General features: G+C 61.8%; 22 protein-coding genes and 1 pseudogene. 20 read left to right on the top strand and 3 right to left on the bottom strand.

Annotated features, from left to right (window positions below; translation table 11 throughout):
* Positions 1-313 precede the first annotated feature (313 nt).
* A complete protein-coding gene (ubiM, locus tag NKH49_RS28545; protein ID WP_352624439.1) occupies positions 314-1,495 on the top strand; it encodes a 5-demethoxyubiquinol-8 5-hydroxylase UbiM in 1,182 nt (393 codons plus the stop codon).
* 301 nt (positions 1,496-1,796) lie between these two features.
* Positions 1,797-3,704 (top strand): putative bifunctional diguanylate cyclase/phosphodiesterase, encoded by a 1,908-nt coding sequence (locus NKH49_RS28540; protein WP_352508088.1) that lies wholly within the window; start codon positions 1,797-1,799, stop codon positions 3,702-3,704.
* A 95-nt stretch (positions 3,705-3,799) separates the two neighbouring features.
* Here NKH49_RS28540 and NKH49_RS28535 read toward each other — a convergent pair whose 3' ends face one another.
* Positions 3,800-4,081: a DNA -binding domain-containing protein gene (locus NKH49_RS28535; protein WP_352480260.1), complete on the bottom strand. Its 282-nt coding sequence runs from the start codon at positions 4,079-4,081 to the stop codon at positions 3,800-3,802.
* A 105-nt stretch (positions 4,082-4,186) separates the two neighbouring features.
* On the opposite strand from NKH49_RS28535, the gene NKH49_RS28530 reads away from it, so the two are divergent.
* The 8 genes and pseudogenes from NKH49_RS28530 to NKH49_RS28495 form a co-directional block, all read left to right on the top strand.
* Positions 4,187-4,420 (top strand): helix-turn-helix domain-containing protein, encoded by a 234-nt coding sequence (locus NKH49_RS28530; RefSeq protein WP_352624416.1) that lies wholly within the window; start codon positions 4,187-4,189, stop codon positions 4,418-4,420.
* Between the two features lie 152 nt (positions 4,421-4,572).
* Complete coding sequence (locus NKH49_RS28525; protein WP_352624418.1) at positions 4,573-4,800, top strand: hypothetical protein; 228 nt, start codon at positions 4,573-4,575, stop codon at positions 4,798-4,800.
* 58 nt (positions 4,801-4,858) lie between these two features.
* Positions 4,859-5,035: a hypothetical protein gene (locus tag NKH49_RS28520; protein ID WP_352624420.1), complete on the top strand. Its 177-nt coding sequence runs from the start codon at positions 4,859-4,861 to the stop codon at positions 5,033-5,035.
* Positions 4,993-5,193 (top strand): sunset domain-containing protein, encoded by a 201-nt coding sequence (locus NKH49_RS35005; RefSeq protein WP_502894680.1) that lies wholly within the window; start codon positions 4,993-4,995, stop codon positions 5,191-5,193. The genes NKH49_RS28520 and NKH49_RS35005 overlap by 43 nt, the downstream gene beginning before the upstream one ends.
* A 414-nt stretch (positions 5,194-5,607) precedes the next feature.
* Positions 5,608-6,570, top strand: a complete 963-nt coding sequence (locus tag NKH49_RS28510) for an ArdC family protein (protein WP_352825784.1) — start codon at positions 5,608-5,610, stop codon at positions 6,568-6,570.
* A 51-nt stretch (positions 6,571-6,621) separates the two neighbouring features.
* A complete protein-coding gene (locus NKH49_RS28505; RefSeq protein ID WP_352517888.1) occupies positions 6,622-6,768 on the top strand; it encodes a hypothetical protein in 147 nt (48 codons plus the stop codon).
* 14 nt (positions 6,769-6,782) lie between these two features.
* Positions 6,783-7,190, top strand: coding sequence for a DUF2958 domain-containing protein (locus NKH49_RS28500; RefSeq protein WP_352825786.1), 408 nt, complete (start codon positions 6,783-6,785; stop codon positions 7,188-7,190).
* A 90-nt stretch (positions 7,191-7,280) separates the two neighbouring features.
* A pseudogene (locus tag NKH49_RS28495) lies at positions 7,281-7,751 on the top strand (ParB/RepB/Spo0J family partition protein); the annotation flags it as partial.
* Between the two features lie 444 nt (positions 7,752-8,195).
* Here the strand turns inward: NKH49_RS28495 and NKH49_RS28490 are convergent.
* Positions 8,196-8,375 (bottom strand): hypothetical protein, encoded by a 180-nt coding sequence (locus NKH49_RS28490; RefSeq protein WP_352642236.1) that lies wholly within the window; start codon positions 8,373-8,375, stop codon positions 8,196-8,198.
* A gap of 141 nt (positions 8,376-8,516) precedes the next feature.
* On the bottom strand, positions 8,517-8,768 hold the full coding sequence (locus tag NKH49_RS28485; RefSeq protein WP_352642238.1) for a hypothetical protein: 252 nt from the start codon (positions 8,766-8,768) through the stop codon (positions 8,517-8,519).
* A gap of 4 nt (positions 8,769-8,772) precedes the next feature.
* Here NKH49_RS28485 and NKH49_RS28480 point away from each other — a divergent pair, with 4 nt between their 5' ends.
* The 10 genes from NKH49_RS28480 (at position 8,773) to NKH49_RS28435 (ending at position 17,501) form a co-directional block, all read left to right on the top strand.
* Positions 8,773-9,003: a hypothetical protein gene (locus NKH49_RS28480; RefSeq protein WP_352750050.1), complete on the top strand. Its 231-nt coding sequence runs from the start codon at positions 8,773-8,775 to the stop codon at positions 9,001-9,003.
* Between the two features lie 546 nt (positions 9,004-9,549).
* Positions 9,550-9,873: a DUF736 domain-containing protein gene (locus tag NKH49_RS28475; protein WP_023672372.1), complete on the top strand. Its 324-nt coding sequence runs from the start codon at positions 9,550-9,552 to the stop codon at positions 9,871-9,873.
* 150 nt (positions 9,874-10,023) lie between these two features.
* Positions 10,024-10,293 (top strand): helix-turn-helix transcriptional regulator, encoded by a 270-nt coding sequence (locus tag NKH49_RS28470; protein ID WP_023800971.1) that lies wholly within the window; start codon positions 10,024-10,026, stop codon positions 10,291-10,293.
* On the top strand, positions 10,290-10,838 hold the full coding sequence (gene lepB / locus NKH49_RS28465) for a signal peptidase I (RefSeq protein ID WP_352624432.1): 549 nt from the start codon (positions 10,290-10,292) through the stop codon (positions 10,836-10,838). Before NKH49_RS28470 ends, lepB begins: the two co-directional genes overlap by 4 nt.
* Positions 10,826-11,512, top strand: coding sequence for a lytic transglycosylase domain-containing protein (locus NKH49_RS28460; protein WP_352624434.1), 687 nt, complete (start codon positions 10,826-10,828; stop codon positions 11,510-11,512). Before lepB ends, NKH49_RS28460 begins: the two co-directional genes overlap by 13 nt.
* A gap of 185 nt (positions 11,513-11,697) precedes the next feature.
* A complete protein-coding gene (gene rlxS, locus NKH49_RS28455) occupies positions 11,698-13,668 on the top strand; it encodes a relaxase/mobilization nuclease RlxS (protein WP_352928925.1) in 1,971 nt (656 codons plus the stop codon).
* Positions 13,669-14,043: 375 nt separating this feature from the next.
* Positions 14,044-14,280, top strand: coding sequence for a multiubiquitin domain-containing protein (locus tag NKH49_RS28450; protein ID WP_023800975.1), 237 nt, complete (start codon positions 14,044-14,046; stop codon positions 14,278-14,280).
* Positions 14,280-14,657, top strand: coding sequence for an E2/UBC family protein (locus NKH49_RS28445; protein ID WP_023800976.1), 378 nt, complete (start codon positions 14,280-14,282; stop codon positions 14,655-14,657). Before NKH49_RS28450 ends, NKH49_RS28445 begins: the two co-directional genes overlap by 1 nt.
* The gene (locus NKH49_RS28440; protein WP_352928923.1) at positions 14,654-16,009 is read left to right on the top strand and encodes a ThiF family adenylyltransferase; all 1,356 of its coding nucleotides are present in this window, start codon (positions 14,654-14,656) and stop codon (positions 16,007-16,009) included. Before NKH49_RS28445 ends, NKH49_RS28440 begins: the two co-directional genes overlap by 4 nt.
* On the top strand, positions 15,999-17,501 hold the full coding sequence (locus NKH49_RS28435) for a phosphotransferase (RefSeq protein ID WP_352928921.1): 1,503 nt from the start codon (positions 15,999-16,001) through the stop codon (positions 17,499-17,501). The genes NKH49_RS28440 and NKH49_RS28435 overlap by 11 nt, the downstream gene beginning before the upstream one ends.
* Positions 17,502-17,515: the final 14 nt, after the last annotated feature.

Here is a 17,515-nt window from a genome sequence, read left to right as displayed (position 1 = left end):
CTTTCGGCCAGGAAAGGGCCGCACCGAACGGGAAGCCGGCCATTCCATGATGACCTGACCAGACCATGGCGTCGCGATCGACCAGTCGACCGTGAACCCGCCGTTGCCGCGTTTATCGAGCCTGGTTGATCCACATCAGGGTTATCTCTTCATCGGCATGGTTTCATTGAGCATTTTTGAACGGAGAACGGATGTCTAACGGACGGTTAGGTCGCGTGGAGACGCTTGGGGAGATGAGCCGCAAACCGTGGATCGATTGCGATGCGTTCCAGTGCCCTTCGTCGCAGATAGCCGACGCTATGGCGGCACGCTGATGGCCGGCTCTGTCGATAGATTCGACGTTATTGTCGTCGGAGCCGGGCCGGTCGGACTTTCCTTCGCCGCATCGCTTGCCCAGAGCCGACTCAAGGTGGCAGTGGTTGAACGGCAGTCGCTCGAAAGCCTGGCGAATCCGGCTTTCGACGGTCGCGAGATCGCGCTGACCCACGCATCGGTTGGAATCCTTCGCGAGCTCGGCGCCTGGGATGCCATCCCGGCTTCGGACAAATCACCGCTACAAGGCGCGCGCGTGCTCAACGGATCGAGCCCTTTCGCCCTGAGCTTCGATTCTCCCAGCGGATCTGGGGAACCACTCGGAATTCTGGTCCCAAATTGTCGGATCCGCGACGCCCTGTTCAAGCTTGTCCACTTCCAGGATCATGCCCAGCTGCTGTGCGGCCGCTCGGTCGTCACTGCAACAACCAGCCACAAAGAAGCAGTCATAACGCTCTCTGATGGCAGGCAATTGGCCGCTCGGCTGCTCGTTGCAGCGGATTCGCGTTTGTCCGCGACGCGCGACCTCCTCGGCATTGGCGCCGCCATCAATCGGCTTGGCAACTCGATGCTGATTTGCCGGGTGAGGCACGAGCGCGCCCATCACCAGATCGCGGTCGAATGGTTCGATCACCATCAAACGATAGCGATGTTGCCGCTCATGGAAGGCGTGTCGTCGCTGCTTCTCACTTTGCGCTCAAGCGAGGCCGACAGACTGCTTGCTCTCGACGACGATTTGTTCCTCATGGAATTGACGAACCGGTGTCGAGGACGCCTCGGAGAGATAACCTTGGCAAGCACCCGCCATGCCTATCCGCTGGTCACGACCTGGGCGCACAAGTTCTGGGCTCCGAGTGCGGCACTGATCGGCGATGCTGCCCTCGGCATGCACCCGGTGACCGCGCATGGCTTCAACATCGGCCTCAGTGGCCAGAAGCAACTCGCCGATAGAATCCTGGCGGCATGTCGCGAGCGCCGCGACATTGCTGATCCCGACATACTCGGCAGATACGAAAGCCGGCTGCGTCTGTCGGCGGCACCGCTCTATCATGCTACGAATGCACTTGTCGCTCTCTACTCAGGCGAGCACCCGGCGGCACGGCTTGCAAGACATGCAGGGCTTCGCTTTGCCCAATATCTTCCCTTTATCCGCCATGGCATTTCGGCCATGCTCAGGCGGTGAACGCAGGCAGCGCTGCCGCTCTGGAACGCTATCTCGGCCCGGCTTCCTTTTGTCTCGCCGGGCGCGTTGATGCCGTTGGCAGGGCTGCTTCCATGGTGACGTTGCCGATCCTGGGATGATTCGGATCAAGGCACGCGTGCGGGCAAGAGCTCGATGGTCAGACGGCAAGGCCAAGAGCAGACGTGCGCCCCGAAGACATGGTGAGCGCACTGGTTACCCCCGCTGGATAGTTAACCCGTCCTTCAGTGGGCCTGCGTAAGCTTGTCCTCGCGAACAACGATGGGAGCAAGCTGGTCCGTCCATGGCCCCGAAGAAAGTAGACACGCTGGAGGCCAAAATCCGTCAGGATCAGCTTGCTGACCTGAGGACCGGCCTCTTCGTGTCGATGCCGATAAGCGGTATCCTGTCAGGCCTGATTTGGGCGGTGCACGCCCTTTCTGGCAGCGGCTTTGCCGCTGCAATCTGGTTCCTGGTCGTCAATGCGATAAATGCCGCCCGCCTTGCACTCGCGCGTTATCAGCTAAAGGAAACGGGGCGCCATGACGGTTTAGTGGGGGTTTTGCCGCGGCTTCGCTGGTTTGGCATCCTTGCTCTTCTGGCAGGGTTTGCCTGGTCCTTCCTCGCCGTCCTGACCGTTGGATATACGACACCTCAAGCACCGCTGCATCTGGTCATTCTGGCGGGCATTTCCGCTGGTGCGGTTACATACGGCAGTTCGTATGCCGCGGCGGCGACCAACTTCATCACACCTCCGCTCCTCATCACGGTGGGTTGCCTTTTGGCGAAAGGCAATTTTGAAGACTACATTCTGGCTTTTACCGTTCTGCTCTTCATGGGCGGCTTGGTTCGAGCTTCGTTTGTTGGGCAAGCACGGTTCCGCGAAGCGAGCCGCCTGAGGCATGAGGCCGAGCGGCTTGCGGCGGAGATGAAGGCCAGTTCCAGGCAGGACCACCTGACGGCCCTTCTCAACAGGCGTGGCCTCGAACACGCTATCGGACGGTTCGAGACCGCGGATAGCCCCTTCGTGGCAATGCTGATTGATCTGGACGGGTTCAAATCCGTCAACGATACCTACGGTCACAGGACCGGTGATGAACTGCTTGTCAGGATCGCCCGCCGCATAGAGGAGGAAGCACCGGAAGGCTCAACGCTCGCTCGTATCGGCGGCGATGAATTCGTGCTGTTTTTTCCCTCAACGAGGGTTTCGCTTTCTGCCAGTGATCTCGCCTCCAATATCATAGCCAAAATTGCCCGCCCCTATATCGAGGTCGCGTCCGTCCGGGTCGGGGCATCAATAGGAATATACCTGGCGGAAAGCCCGGGCCTGACCGAAATGTTGTTGCGGGCGGATATCGCCCTTTATACGGCCAAGCGTCGTGGCAGGAACGAATTTTGCCTGTTCGATGCCGAACTCGACAGGGAACTGCAACGCCGCCAGTCCGTCGAACGGGACCTTCATTCGGCGATAAAGACGAGAAGCTTGCAACCTTGGTTCCAGCCGATCGTGAAACTCGACACCGAGGCCGTGGTCGGTTTTGAAGCCTTGCTGAGGTGGTCCCATCCGACTCATGGTGCCATCTCTCCACCCGAAATCATCACAGCTGCACGCGAAACCGGTATGCTTCAGCTGCTGACGCAAACCGTATTCGCCGACTGTTGTGCTTTTATCGACGGCTTGGTGAAAGCTGACTGTCGTGATCTCCGTGTGGCGATGAATGTTTCACCGCGCGAACTGGAAGCCGGCGATATCGACGACATGGTTCTGGATGGTCTGGCGGCAAGAGGTCTGCCTGCAACGATGTTCGAGATCGAGATTACCGAAGAATCCCCGGTGGACCCGGACAGAGTGGATGAAAAGCTCGGACGGCTTTCACATGCCGGCATTTCCATCGCGCTCGATGACTTCGGCACCGGCTTTTCCACGTTGGCATCGCTCAAGGACAGTCGGATACGCAAGGTGAAAATAGACCAGGGCTTCATTCGCGGCTTGGCCAAGTCCCGAGAGGACCGACTGCTTGTCAAATCGGTCATCGATCTCGGTAACATGCTCGGGATCGAGGTCATGGCCGAGGGCGTCGAAACAGAGGCGGATCGGCAAACCCTGCACAAGCTTGGCTGCAGGACCGCTCAGGGCTTCCTGTTCTCGAAGGCGGTGCCTCTGAGCCAAGCACTAGAAATGGCAGTCAAACAGCACGCGAACCAGTTGTGACCGCTCCAGCCGCGCTGTCTCTCGCGGCCGTGCGCTCATGAATGGCGGGTATCTGAACTTCCTTGTTTGAAGAGCATGACAGTCCGTGCTGTGCGTCAGCCGGCGAACAGTTCTTTGTAGCCAGTCGTCACCATCCAGTTCGCCCGGTCGATATGGCTGCGAAGAGCCTTGCGGGCGCGGACCGGTTCAAGGGCCGGGTCGATGCCGAGAATGAGATCAGCCATCTCCTCTTCGCTGGCATTGTCGGCGCAGGCATCCAGGATCCGCAGGTAGATCGTGAAATGCTCCCTGTCGTAGCTCGTGAGGTTCTCCGACCAGGGGACTTCATCGCTCAACGTTGAGCTTCGACTCTCATCTGTTCCCATTGGTCGATTCATGCCTGCGAACCTCGCCTGTTGAGCGCACGCAGCATATCCCAAAATGGGATAATCCGAAACCGGGATTAGTCGCTGATCCGGTCTTTACCCGACCGGTTCGCCTACATGCCCAAGTCTCTTCGATCGCCCCGCCACCAGCGGTTTCTGGCCCAGCTGGTTTCCCTGCGCAAGGCCAAAGGCCTGACTCAGGCGCAGGTGGCCGAGAGGCTTGATCGTCCCCAATCCTTCGTGGCCAAGTACGAGGGCGGAGAGCGTCGTCTCGACGTCATCGAGTTTCTCGACTTGACTGCGGCCCTTGACGTTGATCCGTGCGAGATTCTGTCCAGCCTGCGGTCCTAGCGGGCGCCCGCGCGCCAACGGCTCGCGGCGGTGCCTTGAACCGAGCGCGCTTTTTTCGGCAAGCTGCCATTCCGCTGCGGGTGGATCTTTACCAGGCCATGCCGATATAGGATGATAATCCTAGGTGGGGCGATTCCTCAACGGAGATCGCAATGGCTAGGACCAAACTTTCCAAGCAGCTTTCACAGGCTGAAATCGAGCGCTTTCTGGCGGACGCGGAACGGCTGCACAAGAGCATCGTCCAGCCGCTTCTATCACCTAGCAGCGACCATTACCGGGCTCTCCAACGCACCCATGAAGCGCTGTTGAAGACGGTGAAGGATATCACGGGTAAGGATGCGCCGTTCATTCAATGGTTCGGAACAGGACCGGTGAATTAGACCCGACTTGTAGACTCCAGGCTGCAAACGTCGCATTCTCTCTTCGGGGAGAAGGGGCGTGGGCAACCATCGCTATCAAGACAATCGGTACAACCGTCGCAGGTATGGCGAGCGCCATCGTTCGAAGGACGTTCCGTTGTGGGCAAAGATCGTTGCTGGTGGAACAATCCTGGCTGGCTTTCTTGCCTTCGAATCGACCCTGCCGCTGTCGGCTGCAACATCAAAGCCAATATAAGCTACAAAACGGGCGAGCGCATCTATCATGATCCCGGACAGGAATATTACTGGGACACGCGCCTCAACCTGTTGAAAGGCGAGCGCTGGTTTTGTTCGGAGGAAGCCGCGCCACGGCGGCGATGTCGTCGAGTTTCTCGACGTAACTGCGGCGCTTGACGATGATCCGTGCGAAAAATCTGTCCGGCCTGCCGTCCTGGCGGGCGCCCGCGCGCCTGACGACGCGCACCAGGTGCTCGTGAACCGAGCCCGCTTTTCTTCGGCAAGCTCAGGCGGTCTCGGCCATTCGGCTTCGCCCCTTGGCGTGGGCAGCCCTTCGGGCTGTGACGGCCGCCGCCCTTGCGGGCGGCGCGGTTTGTCTGTTGGCCTTTCCCGGTGGCGCGGGGTGGGCGGCACTCCCTTCTAGGCCCGCCGCGGCAGCCCGCAACCCTTCGCGTGCCGCTCAGGGTCCTCCTCTTCGTTCCGGTCCTTCGGATGCGGTCCGCCTCCCACGGCGGGCCTTTCCGGTCGCGACTCGCCGCCCACCTCGCTTCCGGGGAAAGGCGCGGCGATTGGCGAGCGGAGGATGAGACGATGCATGCAAACAGCAAGCGTACCGCCAGCGGAGAGGCTGGCGCAGGCAAGGGCGGGCGCCCCGGCGCCAGCCTTTATCAGGAGATCACCGACCGCATCATTGCCGAGCTGGAGCGCGGCACCGTGCCATGGGTCAAGCCATGGGGCAGCGCAAAGGCAGGCCTTGGCCTGCCGAGGAATGCGTCCACGGGGCGCACCTATTCCGGCATCAATATCCTCATCCTGTGGGGCGCGGTCATCGAGCGCAGCTATCCCAGCCAGAACTGGCTCACCTTCCGGCAAGCGCTCGTCCTTGGCGGCAATGTCAGGAAGGGCGAGCGCGGCACGACCATCGTGCATGCCGACCGCTTTGTCCCCAAGGGCGAGAAGGAGCGCGCACGCCACGAGGGCGATGAACCACAGGCCGTGCCTTTTTTGAAGCGCTTCACCGTCTTCAATGTCGCGCAGTGCGATAATCTTCCGGAACACCTCTATGCCGCCGCCGAGCCGCTGCCTCAGTGCGAGATCGTGCCGCAGGCCGAGACGCTCATTCGCGCCAGCGATGCGGATTTCAGGGTCGGCGGCGATCGCGCTTTCTACATGCCGGGCAGCGACCACATTCAGGTGCCGCCGCAGCCGGCGTTCCATCAGCAGATCGACTATTACCGGACCTGCTTTCACGAGCTTGGCCACTGGACCGGCCACCCGACGCGGCTTGCTCGCGACCTCTCCGGCTCGTTCGGCTCCAAGGCCTACGCGCGTGAAGAATTGGTCGCCGAAATCACTGCCGCCTTCGTCTGCAGCAATCTCGGTATCGAGCCGACCGTGCGTCATGCCGATTACATCGGCTCATGGCTGAAGGTGCTGCGCGAGGACAACCGCGCCATCTTCCGTGCCGCCAGTCTTGCCTCCAAGGCCGCCGATTTCCTGTTTGGCCTTCAGGCCGATGCCGAAGGCGAGGCGCAGGAAGGGATTGCGGCATGACGATGCGCGATCCTCAACTGACCGCGACCGAGCCGACGCCAAGGCGAGCAGATGCTCATTCCCGGTGTCCGGCCGATCACCACGCGCGATCGGCTCACCCTCCTGATGGACGCGCCGATGTGTCCGCGCGCGGCGCAAAAGCCGCTCGATATCGGCCTTTTCGATGAAGCCAGCAGAAATCAACTCGACCTGTTCTGACAAGGAGTCTTTCCATGATCCTGATCACCGATCCACTGCGCGCACGACTGCTCGCCAATGGCGCCGCCGACGCCGACATCGACCATTTTCCCGTTGTGAAACTGTTTAATCCGACAGGTGCCGCCACGTGGCTTTTGACCGAACTCGACGCCGATGGCGACACGCTGTTCGGCCTTTGCGATCTCGGCTTCGGCTTCCCCGAACTCGGCAGCGTCAGTCTGGCCGAGCTTGCATCCGTAAAAGGTCCGCTTGGCCTCGGCATAGAGCGCGACCTGCATTTCCAGGCGCGCTTTACGCTCTCCGTCTATGCCGAAGCCGCCCGCATTTGCGGCCACATCACCGAGGCCGAGCGACTTCTGCGGCAGGCAGCAGACGCCCTTTCAAAGCCCCATTCCGAGCTTCCGCCCGACACGGCGGAATAGCAGCGCCGATAGGCGCAAAAACCGTCCCGCCGCGCCGGCCGTCGGCCTCTGCGGCGGGGACAACCTTAACCAAAGCGAAGGAGAGTAACCATGCAGCTTGCCCACATCCCCTTGGATCAGCTCAACATTTCCGCGCTCAACATGCGCCGTGGAAAACGCGCGCCCGACATATCCGACATCCTGCCATCCGTGCGTGCGCGCGGCGTGCTGGTGCCTCTCCTTGTGCGGCCCAATGGCCAGCCGGAAACCTTCGAGATCGTCGCCGGCAGGCGGCGCTATTTCGCCGCCAAATCGCTTGCCGACGAGCGCGGCGAAGGCGATCCCTTGCCCTGCGCCATCATGGAGGACGGTGACGACGCCGATGCGCTGGAAGCCTCGCTGATCGAAAACCTCGCCCGCCTCGATCCTGACGAAGTATCGCAATGGGAGACGTTTTCGCGGCTCGTCAGGCAAGGCCGCACCGTTCCGGACATCGCTGCGACCTTCGGCATCACTGACCTGAAGGTCAAACGCATTCTGGCGCTTGGCTACCTCTTGCCCAAAATCCGCGAAGCCTATCGGCGCGAGGAGATCGACGCCGAGACGGTGCGCCATCTCACCATGGCGTCCAAGGCGCAGCAGAAGGACTGGCTGGCACTCTGTGCCGATCCCGATCAATACGCGCCGCGTGGCTTTCAATTGAAGCAATGGCTGTTCGGCGGCCAGTCGATTTCCACCAAGGTGGCGCTGTTTGCCATCGACGAATATCCCGGCCTGATCACCTCGGACCTGTTCGGCGAGGACAGCTATTTCGCCGATGCCGACCTGTTCTGGCAAAAGCAGAACGAAGCGATTGCCGCCAGACGCGACACCTATCTTAACGACGGCTGGAGCGAGGTGGTGCTGCTGGAGCCGGGCCAATATTTCCACGCATCGGACCACGAGAAGACCCCGAAGAAGAAGGGCGGCAAGGTCGTCATCACTGTCTCGCATCGCGGCGAGGTTGAGTGTCACGAGGGCTGGCTGTCACGCAAGGAAGCGCGCCGCGCCCGCGAGGGCGGCGAGCAAGAAGAAACAGCCGCCAAGCCGCCGCGCCCCGAACTCACCGGCCCGATGCAGAACTATGTCGATCTGCATCGCCATGCTGGCGTGCGCGCGGCCATGCTCGACCATCCCGCCGTGGCGCTGCGCCTCGTGGTGGCGCACGCCATCACCGGTTCCGGCCTGTGGCAGGTGCGCCGTGAACCGCAGCGAGGAGCCAACGAGACGGTGACTGCCAGCCTTGCCGGCTGCAAGGCTGAAGCCGCATTCGGCAAAAAGCGGCGCGAAGTGTTGGCCCTGCTCGGATCACCGGATGAGGATGGCGTGGTCGCCGGCGGCAATGGCGACGCCTTTGCTATCGCCGGCGTCTTCGCGCGCCTCTTGGCGCTGTGCGACGACGATGTCATGCGCGTTCTCACCCTTGTCATGGCCGAGAAGCTTGCAGCCGGCAGCGCCGTCATCGAGGCGCTCGGCAACCATCTGAACGTCGATATGGGCACATGGTGGCAACCGGACGATGCCTTCTTCGACCTCTTGCGCGATAAGGAAAATCGCCAATTCGATGCTGGCCGAGGTCGGCGGCAAGCTGGTCGCGGACGGCAATGTCGCCGAGAAGGTCAAGACGCAAAAGAAGATCATCCGCGACTTCCTGGCGGGCGAGAATGGCCGCCAGAAGGTCGAGACCTGGCTGCCGCGCTGGATGAAATTCCCCGCCGAAAGCTACACCAGCCGCGGCGGTTTCCGCACCGCCGATCAGTGGGCACAAGTGCAGCCGCTGTTCGCGCGCGAATAGTCGATCAGGGCCCGAGCGGCGGTTCTCTCGAGTGCCGCCGCTCAGGTCGCGCGCGCCGCCCCGGGCCGCGCCGGCTGCCGATTGGTCGTCTTGTCGAGCCAGTGCCGCGCGCGAGAAATCCCGACGCCAACTCGCCCCCATTTGGGCAGCCCTGCACCGCGCCGGGTTGCTTGCCGAGGCGCCCAGGCGCATGGGGCCAATTGTCCGATCGGGTTGCCGACAGAGCCCGCGCAGCCGGCGCCCTGTTATGCCGCCTGCTCGTTGTGCCGCCGATCGCGCCACCTGTCTCCATGTGTCTCAGGGACCATTCCCCTGCGGCTGGCTTGACGACCTATGGGCGGATCCGGCCCGCCCGAAACCCTCGCCAGCAGCTTTTTTCCCCGCCGCCTGCGGCGGCTTCCTCGCGCCGCTTCGCTTCAAAAAAGCTGTCCGCTCGGGTCCTCCGCTATCGCTGCGGCCGTCCCGGTTCCGGCGGTCCGGACGCGCCCATCACGGTCCGCCATCGCAGGGGAATGGTCCCCGGCGAGCACCAAAAGGAGACTAAAAATGACCGCGATCGGATACGTCACCAAACAGGAAAACGGCGGCTACAAGGGCCAGCTCAAGACGCTCAGCGTCCGCGCCGACATCGACATCGTGCCCAATCAGGCAAAGAGCGCCGACACCCATCCCGACTTTCGGGTGCTGACGCAAGGGGTCGAAGTAGGGGCCGGCTGGATCCGCACCGGCGAGACCTCCGGCAAGGACTATGTGAGCCTGTCGATTGCCGCCCCGGAGTTCGGTCCGCGCAAGCTCTACGCCAATCTCGGCCGCGCCGCCGGCCAGGATGACGACGACACATACGCCATCATCTGGAACCCGGTCGACTGAACCGCCAGCCTCGAGCCCCGCGCCGCAACCGGCGCGGGGCTCTTTCGGGAGGGGGCGGCGAAAACTCGCCCCCCACTCTTCGCCCGTCCCCGAAACGATCTTGCTCGCCGATCCTCGCCTTCGCTTATCCGTAGCGAAACGAGGACCATCATGGACGACGAAAACGAACGCGCGGCCCGCGCGAAGAAGGGCAGTCCGTTTCTCAACACCGCGCAGGCCGCCTTCTATATCGGGCTGTCCCAGCGCACGCTGGAGAAGATGCGGCTCAAAGGCGGTGGCCCGCAATTCCGCAAGCACGGCCGCTATGTTCGGTATCACATCGACGAGCTCGACGACTGGTCGAAGGGGCGCGCGCAGGAGACCAGGCCCGAGGATGGCGGGCACGATTCCGGCTCGGCCGGTGAGGGAGGCCGCTCATGAGCCGGCGTCCCACTATCCGTTTGATCGGCAGCCATCTGCAACGCATTCGGGCGCGCAAGACGATCGCCGTGGCCAGTATAGGCCTCAGCCTGATCGGCTTCGCCGCTTTCGACAACCCATCGCCCTGGCTGGTCTGGAACGCCTCGGCCAGTGCGCCGGTCGGCCTTTATCGCGTCGCGTCCGGATCGCCGGCTCGTGGCGATCTCGTGCTCGTCCGCCCGCCAAAACCGGTCGCCGATCTCGCCGCCGAACGCTTCTATCTGCCCAGCAACGTGCCGCTGGTCAAGCGCCTTGCCGCGCTGCCTGGCGAGCATGTCTGCGCCTTCGGCGACGCCATCATCATCGGCGGCGAAATTGTCGCGCGCCGGCTGGCAACCGACACGCAGCACCGTCCGCTGCCTTGGTGGAATGCCTGCCGCAAGCTCGCCGCCGCCGAGGTTTTCCTGCTCGGCAACGATAGAAACCGCTCCTTCGACAGCCGCTATTTCGGGCCGGTGCCGGCCGAAAATATTGTCGGGAGGCTGGTGCCGCTATGGACCGAGTAACCCTCCTGATGCTGGGCATGGTCGCGATAGCGCCATGCGCATGTTCCGCCGCGACCGACGCTCAGCCGGCCGCCATCTCCCGTGGTCCGCAGCTGGCAAGATGGCAGCCCTTGGTAGCCGAAGCAAGCCGGCGTTTCAGCATTCCACAGCCCTGGATTTATGCCGTCATGGATGCCGAAAGCCGGGGGCAGACAATGCTGGACGGACGGCCGATCGCCTCACACGCCGGCGCCATTGGCCTCATGCAGGTGATGCCCGGCACCTACGAGGAGATGCGCGCAGAGCTTGGCCTGGGGGCCGATCCGCACGACCCTCGCGACAACATTCTGGCAGGCACTGCCTATCTGCGCGCCATGTATGACCGCTTCGGCTTTCCCGGCCTGTTTGCCGCCTATAACGCTGGGCCGGACCGCTACGAACAGCATTTGCAGCGTGGGCGACCGCTGCCCAGCGAGACGGTTTCGTATCTGGAAGAGCTCAAGGCTGCGGGGATTTCGGCCGCCGACATGGACGCGTTCACCGGCAAATCCCGTTCCGGAAAAGCGCCGGAAATCCCGTCCGGGCAGTCGCTGTTTTTCCTGCGAAACGGTGTTTCCGCGACCGATCCGAATGGCCAAATTGTGGTGCCGCTCGGATCGGAGCGAGCAAGGTCAGGCCGGCCGGATCGCAGGTGAGGGCAGGGGTACCGTGGGTCGGGCGGGGCAGGGATGCAGGTCCGCGGAAGGCAAGATAAAGGCATCGCCTCCTGGAGGCGGCGAAGTCTTTGTCTGCACATCGTTTTTCACGGAGGCTGCCTTCAGCGTCAGGAGAGCTGCTGCCGACAAACCTCTGATTTTGCTTAAGATTACTAGGAGGCTCAATGCAGGATGAAGAGTTCAAGCCGAGCCTGGGCAAAATCGGATCGCGCGGCTCGAAGGCAGGCAAGCGTTTCGCCGGCCAGATCCGCGCCGCGATCAACCGAGCCGGCGGCGGCAGCGGTCGCCGTGGCCGCTTCATCGGAAGCCGGGCGGGGCGCGGCGGGGCTGCTGCCGCCGTTCTCAGAGCGCGCGACCGCCACGCGGCGTTTCGGCAGCGGCGCGCCGTCGTCAAGGCGCGTATCGTCAAGCTGGCCGGCAAGGGTGTTGACGGGGCACGTGCACACCTTCGCTACCTCCAGCGCGACGGCGTCACCCGGGAAGGCGAGCATGGCGAGCTCTATAGCGCCGACAGCGACCGCGTCGATGGCAAGGCCTTTATCGATCGTGCCGATGGCGACCGGCATCAGTTCCGCTTCATCGTCGCCCCTGAAGACGGCATCGAGTATGATGACCTGAAGCCGCTCACGCGGCGTCTCATGGCGCAGATGGAAGAAGACCTCGGCACCAGGCTCGACTGGGTGGCCGTCGATCATTTCAACACTGGTCATCCGCATACCCATATTATCGTCCGCGGCAGGGACGACCGCGGCGAAAACCTCGTCATCGCGCGGGACTACATCTCGTCTGGAATCCGTGAACGGGCGGCCGAGCTGGTCAGCCTCGACCTTGGCCCGAGAACGGACCGCGAGATCGAGCAACGCCTGCGCCAGGAAATGGAGCGGGAACGCTTCACCAGCATCGATCGGCAGCTGCTCCGCATGCGCGACCATGAGGGGCATGTCTCATCGGCCAGCCGAGACACGTTTCGCCAGACGCTGCACCAGGGCCGCCTGCGCAAGCTCGAGCGGATGGGTCTGGCTGAGGAAGTCGGCTCGGGCCGCTGGCGCCTTGATGGCGAGCTTGAAGCGACGCTGCGCCGCATCGGCGAGCGGGGCGACATCATCAAGACCATGCACCGCGAACTGACCGGCAAGGGGCTCGCCCGCAGTGCCGCCGACTATGTTGTCCATGATCGATCTGCAGAGCAGATGCAGCCTGTCGTCGGCCGCATCGTTGCGCGCGGCCTGGCCGACGAAATCAATGACCGCCATTACCTCGTCGTCGACGGCGTGGACGGCAAAAGCCACTATGTCGATATCGGCAAAGGCGAGGCCACCCAACCGGCGCCAGAGGGCTGCATAGTGCGGGTCACGCCGAGGGACGCCGGGCCAAGGCAAGTCGACCGCACAATTGCCGAGATCGCCACGGCCCATGACGGGCGCTACAGCATCGATATCCATCTCAAGCATGACCCGTCGGCCACCGAACGCTTTGCCGAAACGCACGTGCGGCGACTGGAGGCGATCCGCCGGGCGACCGGTGGTGTCGAGCGCGAGCCGGACGATACATGGACTATCGCGCCGGACCATCTCGACCGCGTCGCGGGCTACGAGCGTCAGCGAGCGAGGGCCGAGCCGGTTGTCGTCGACAAGCTCTCATCAATGCTGCTGGAGAGCCAAGTCAGCTTCGACGGCGCCACCTGGCTCGATCGAGAGCTGGTTTCCGACACACCGGAGGCCTTGCACAGCTCTGGTTTCGGCCGCGATGTCCGAGAGGCGCAAGGCCGCCGACGGCAGTGGCTGATTGCGCAAGGTCTTGCTCGGGAAGAGCAGGATCGGGTCATCTATCGCGCGAACATGCTTTCGATGCTGCGCCAACGCGAGTTGAACCGCGTGGCCGGCCAGTTGTCGAACGAACTCGGTCTGCCCTATTCTGAAGCCCAGAGTGGAGATCGAATAGAAGGCACGCTCCGCCGCTCCGTCGAGCTCGCCGGCGGAAAATACGCTGTCATCGAGAAATCGCGCGAGTTCACGCTGGTGCCATGGCGGCCGGTGCTTGAGCATCATATCGGCAAGGAGGTTTCCGGCGTCGTGCGTGCAGAGGGGATTTCATGGACGATCGGACGGGAAAGGAGCGGGCCTGGCGTTTCGTGAAGGCCGCAGCGGCACCAAATACGCTGGTCAAACATAACTAAGGCGACCGCCCGCAGACGCACGATCGCCCATCGCGTGTGATACGATCGCGGTCCCTTGTTGAACTCGAGAGGGCCGGGCGCAAGGAAGCCTCGCAGGCGTGCGAATGCCGGACCGGATTTGAATGCCGTGGCAGCATCATTCTCAACGAAATGAGGGTGAAAAAATGTGGCGCTGTTCCTACATAGCAGGTGTCAATGCGGGGTGCTCGTCGGCGGTGGGGGATCTTGATTCCGCCTTCTGCGATCACTCCTTTCACGATAAAAGCGAGGCAGCGGCTCTGATTCTCTTTGAATGCCGAGGCTGCTCTTTCGGGTTCATTTTGCAGAGGGAACAATGGCCAAAGAAGATCATCCGAAATTTTCCATCAATATTGATGGGGTCCATATCGAAGCGACAAGCGAAAGCATGACCGGTGCGGAGCTGAAGCAGCTCGCCGCCAAGGACCAGCAATATCAGTTGTTCCTCGAGGGGCACGGCCATGATGCCGATCGGCAGATTGGGGACAATGAGGCTGTTACGCTCAAGAACGGAATGCACTTCTACACTGTTCCTCCGGCGACGTTTGGCTAATGTCGATCCTCGAACGTCACTTCCAGGATATCAGCAAAAAGCACCCTAACGCGACCCTTGAGCTCCAGTCCGGAGGTACGGCAGTGGTCAGCATGCCGGCTGTGCAACTTCCAAAGGGCTGGAACCGCGCCGAGGTTGGCATAAAGTTCGTGGTGCCTGCGGGCTATCCGCAGGCTGCGCCCGATTGCTTCTGGGCCGAGCCGGCGCTCGCCCTCGAACACGGTGGAACCCCACAAAACACAGGGCAACAGGCCACCCCGGGAGTTCCCTCGGAGTGGCTGTGGTTTTCCTGGCATCCGTCTACCTGGAAGCCCAACAGCGACAATCTGCTTACCTATTTGAATGTGATCCGGCGGCGGCTGGGCGAGGCGCGATGAACCGTCTGATGTTCCGGGGTGGAGAATGGACGGCTCTTCGAGATGACCTTATCGCGCCTGCCCCCCTTGAATCTGCTGCTGCGTTGATCGTTGGCGGTGGTCGTTTCGAAGGCGGGATGAGGTTGATCGTTAGAGAGATCATTCGCCCGGCTCCGGACGACTATATCGCCCGCAGCCCGATAGAAGTCTCATTGACTCCCATGTTCCTGTCGCGCGTGCTCAAACGCGCGCGTCTGGAGCGAGCGGGCGTAATTCTTGCGCATTCGCATCCTGTGCAACGCAGACTGGCGTTCTCATCGGTCGACGACGCAGCGCAGCAACTCTTGGCTCCGGTGCTGCATTTTCGGTGCCCGCAAGGGCCGCATGGATTCCTGATCGCCGGGCCGACGGGATTTCGTGGCCGCCTCTTCGATATCAAAGGCGAGACCACATTCACCATCGATCGGATTCAGGAAATCGGGCGCAGTGTTCGATCTTACCCAACTGAGACTGACGCGGAAGATCCGGCCCCATTGCCGGAAGTGTTCGACCGCAATGTGCGAGCATTCGGCGCCGCAGGGCAGCGAATCCTCAACGATCTCACCGTGGCGGTCGTCGGCGTAGGCGGCACCGGTTCAGTGGTCGTCGAGGAACTCGCCCGGCTGGGCGTTGGTCGGCTGCACTTGATTGATCCTGAACAGGTCGAGCGAACCAACCTCAACCGATTGATGGGGGCCGAGCAGAAGGACGTTGACCGACCAAAGGTCGCAGTGGCCTCCGAAGCGTCGCAACGCGCGAAACGCGACATTGAGGTTATGACCTTACAGGAATCCGTTATTGACGAGCCCGTGGCCAGGACGTTGCTCGACGGCGATTTTGTCATGTGTTGCACGGATTCGCACGGCAGCCGCGCCGTCCTCAATCAGATCGCCTATCAGTATCGTTTGCCAATGATCGACGTTGGAGTGCGCATCGACGCCCGGGAGGGTGTCGTCGCCGCGATGTCGACTAGGGTCCAAATGCTTGCCGAGTCGCTGGCCTGCCTTAACTGCCATTCCCTTCTCGATCCCGCCGCAGTGAGACGCGATCTTCTCGCCGATTCACGCTCCGATCCGTATTTCGTCGGCCATTTCGAGCCGCAGCCGGCCGTGATCTCCCTTAACGCAGCAACCTCTTCCATGGCCGTCTCGATGTTCCTTTCGGCAGTGACCGGGTTCCCTGGGGAGGCGCGGAATCTTATTGGGCGGCCCATTGAAGGATCGGTGCGGCCTGTCAGTTCAAGGTCAGATCCGACCTGCGTTGTATGTGCTCAGGACAATGCCCTGGCCAAAGGAGACAGTTGGCCCATGATTTGGCGCCAACATGAAAGCTGAAGAGCGCACGACCGTTTTGGTTGACGGAGGTACCGTGAACCCGACGCCTTTCTCCGCCCGCCAACTTGCCGTGAAGCCGCTCGTGTCGCTTTCTGATCTTGATGACGGAGGCGCCCGGGCGTTGATCGTGCTGGCCGGTGCCCTTCCGTCGGACGAGGGCCGATTGGATTTGGTCAAGCGTCTTCGACGCCTCGCCGCTTCGTCCGCACAGCGCGGCATACTCGTCATTGTCGTTACGAAACGGGGCGAGGAAGCGATTGGACAGGCGGTGGCGCGTTCAGGCGCAGGCGTGTTGGCGCAGTGGCAAGAGCATACTGGTGTCGTGCTGCGGCAGCTCGCAGTGCTTCCAGACTCTGACTGGGATAACATTGCCGAGACCTGCGCACGATGCCGGTGCGGCCCTTCCCTGAACAGCAGCCTGGCGATCCGCGACAAAAATGGGAATGAGCTGCCGACGCCTCTGCTACCCGAACTGAAGCTTCTGTTCCGTCGCGCGTTTCACGACTACTCGGGCATCCTTATTTCCGAGGAGAATGGTGGCAAATCTTCTTCGTCCGTCTGGAAGGTCGAGACGGAAGGCCTGGAGCAGCACACACCTTTCATCGTCAAGTCAGGCCCCGCGGCGGTGATGGAAGAACACATTAACACGTACAGGGACGTGGTCGCTGACCGCGTGCCATATCGCGGATGCGCCCCTTTGTGCCTGGATCGTTGCGTTGTGGGATCTGAGCACCAGCTTGCGGTCTCCCGCTTCGTCGAGAATGCCGTCCGCCTGGACAAGGTTGTGATCAACCGCGATGTGAAAGAGGTCATCCAGGCGATCTATCGAACTGTGTTGGGTCGTTGGCGAAAAGACCCCGAAAGAAAGAGACTAGACCTTCTGCAGGAGTTTCTACCTGCGGCACGGCATGACGCATATCTAAAAGGCCTTGAGCGCACCTACGACAAATTGACCAAGGACAGCTACGCTGGCGCTTCGCCACGAAGCTTTTTTGTTCGTCTCGCTGGACTGCAGGCTGAGGAGCATCCGGTGTGTCGAGCTCACGACGACCTCAATTTGCGCAACGTGTTCGTCTGCGGCGGCGATGCGGAAGCGGTTCTGATCGACTTCACGCGGGCAGCTCGACGTCCTTTGTCCCACGACGTCGCCCGGTTGGAAATCGGGCTTGCGTTCGACGCGGAGTTGCAGGCTGATCAACCGCTGCCCGAACAAGTGCTCGAAGATTTTTACTCCAGAGATCTCTTCGCTATGTCGCTTAAACATCTCCTGCAATGCAAAAAGGCCCAGTATCGGCTCAACGCGATCGTGGCGTTGCGTACGACCATCCTCGAGGAAGGTCAGTCCCATTCGTTCGATCTGAGGCGCGAGTATACAATCGCGATCTGCGTCGGGCTGCTCTATTATGCCAAAGGCAAAAGCCCGGATGCGGCCATTGCTTACAAGTGCGCGGTGGACCTTCTGGATCGCGTGACAAATCCTTCGCTTTGGTAGGTCGGGAGTTCGGT

This window comes from Mesorhizobium sp. M1088, assembly GCF_040318575.1.
Classification (GTDB): Bacteria; Pseudomonadota; Alphaproteobacteria; order Rhizobiales; family Rhizobiaceae; genus Mesorhizobium.
The sequence above is the reverse complement of the archived record's forward strand: the minus strand, read 5'-3'. Positions and strand labels throughout refer to the sequence as shown.

Bases quoted from the DNA above. Each gene is read 5' to 3' on its own strand.
- ubiM (WP_352624439.1), top strand. From the start codon at position 314: ATGGCCGGCTCTGTCGATAGATTCGACGTTATTGTCGTCGGAGCCGGG.
- NKH49_RS28540 (WP_352508088.1), top strand. From the start codon at position 1,797: ATGGCCCCGAAGAAAGTAGACACGCTGGAGGCCAAAATCCGTCAGGAT.
- NKH49_RS28535 (WP_352480260.1), bottom strand. From the start codon at position 4,081: ATGAATCGACCAATGGGAACAGATGAGAGTCGAAGCTCAACGTTGAGC.
- NKH49_RS28530 (WP_352624416.1), top strand. From the start codon at position 4,187: ATGCCCAAGTCTCTTCGATCGCCCCGCCACCAGCGGTTTCTGGCCCAG.
- NKH49_RS28525 (WP_352624418.1), top strand. From the start codon at position 4,573: ATGGCTAGGACCAAACTTTCCAAGCAGCTTTCACAGGCTGAAATCGAG.
- NKH49_RS28510 (WP_352825784.1), top strand. From the start codon at position 5,608: ATGCATGCAAACAGCAAGCGTACCGCCAGCGGAGAGGCTGGCGCAGGC.
- NKH49_RS28505 (WP_352517888.1), top strand. From the start codon at position 6,622: ATGCTCATTCCCGGTGTCCGGCCGATCACCACGCGCGATCGGCTCACC.
- NKH49_RS28500 (WP_352825786.1), top strand. From the start codon at position 6,783: ATGATCCTGATCACCGATCCACTGCGCGCACGACTGCTCGCCAATGGC.
- NKH49_RS28480 (WP_352750050.1), top strand. From the start codon at position 8,773: ATGCTGGCCGAGGTCGGCGGCAAGCTGGTCGCGGACGGCAATGTCGCC.
- NKH49_RS28475 (WP_023672372.1), top strand. From the start codon at position 9,550: ATGACCGCGATCGGATACGTCACCAAACAGGAAAACGGCGGCTACAAG.
- NKH49_RS28470 (WP_023800971.1), top strand. From the start codon at position 10,024: ATGGACGACGAAAACGAACGCGCGGCCCGCGCGAAGAAGGGCAGTCCG.
- lepB (WP_352624432.1), top strand. From the start codon at position 10,290: ATGAGCCGGCGTCCCACTATCCGTTTGATCGGCAGCCATCTGCAACGC.
- NKH49_RS28460 (WP_352624434.1), top strand. From the start codon at position 10,826: ATGGACCGAGTAACCCTCCTGATGCTGGGCATGGTCGCGATAGCGCCA.
- rlxS (WP_352928925.1), top strand. From the start codon at position 11,698: ATGCAGGATGAAGAGTTCAAGCCGAGCCTGGGCAAAATCGGATCGCGC.
- NKH49_RS28450 (WP_023800975.1), top strand. From the start codon at position 14,044: ATGGCCAAAGAAGATCATCCGAAATTTTCCATCAATATTGATGGGGTC.
- NKH49_RS28445 (WP_023800976.1), top strand. From the start codon at position 14,280: ATGTCGATCCTCGAACGTCACTTCCAGGATATCAGCAAAAAGCACCCT.
- NKH49_RS28440 (WP_352928923.1), top strand. From the start codon at position 14,654: ATGAACCGTCTGATGTTCCGGGGTGGAGAATGGACGGCTCTTCGAGAT.
- NKH49_RS28435 (WP_352928921.1), top strand. From the start codon at position 15,999: ATGAAAGCTGAAGAGCGCACGACCGTTTTGGTTGACGGAGGTACCGTG.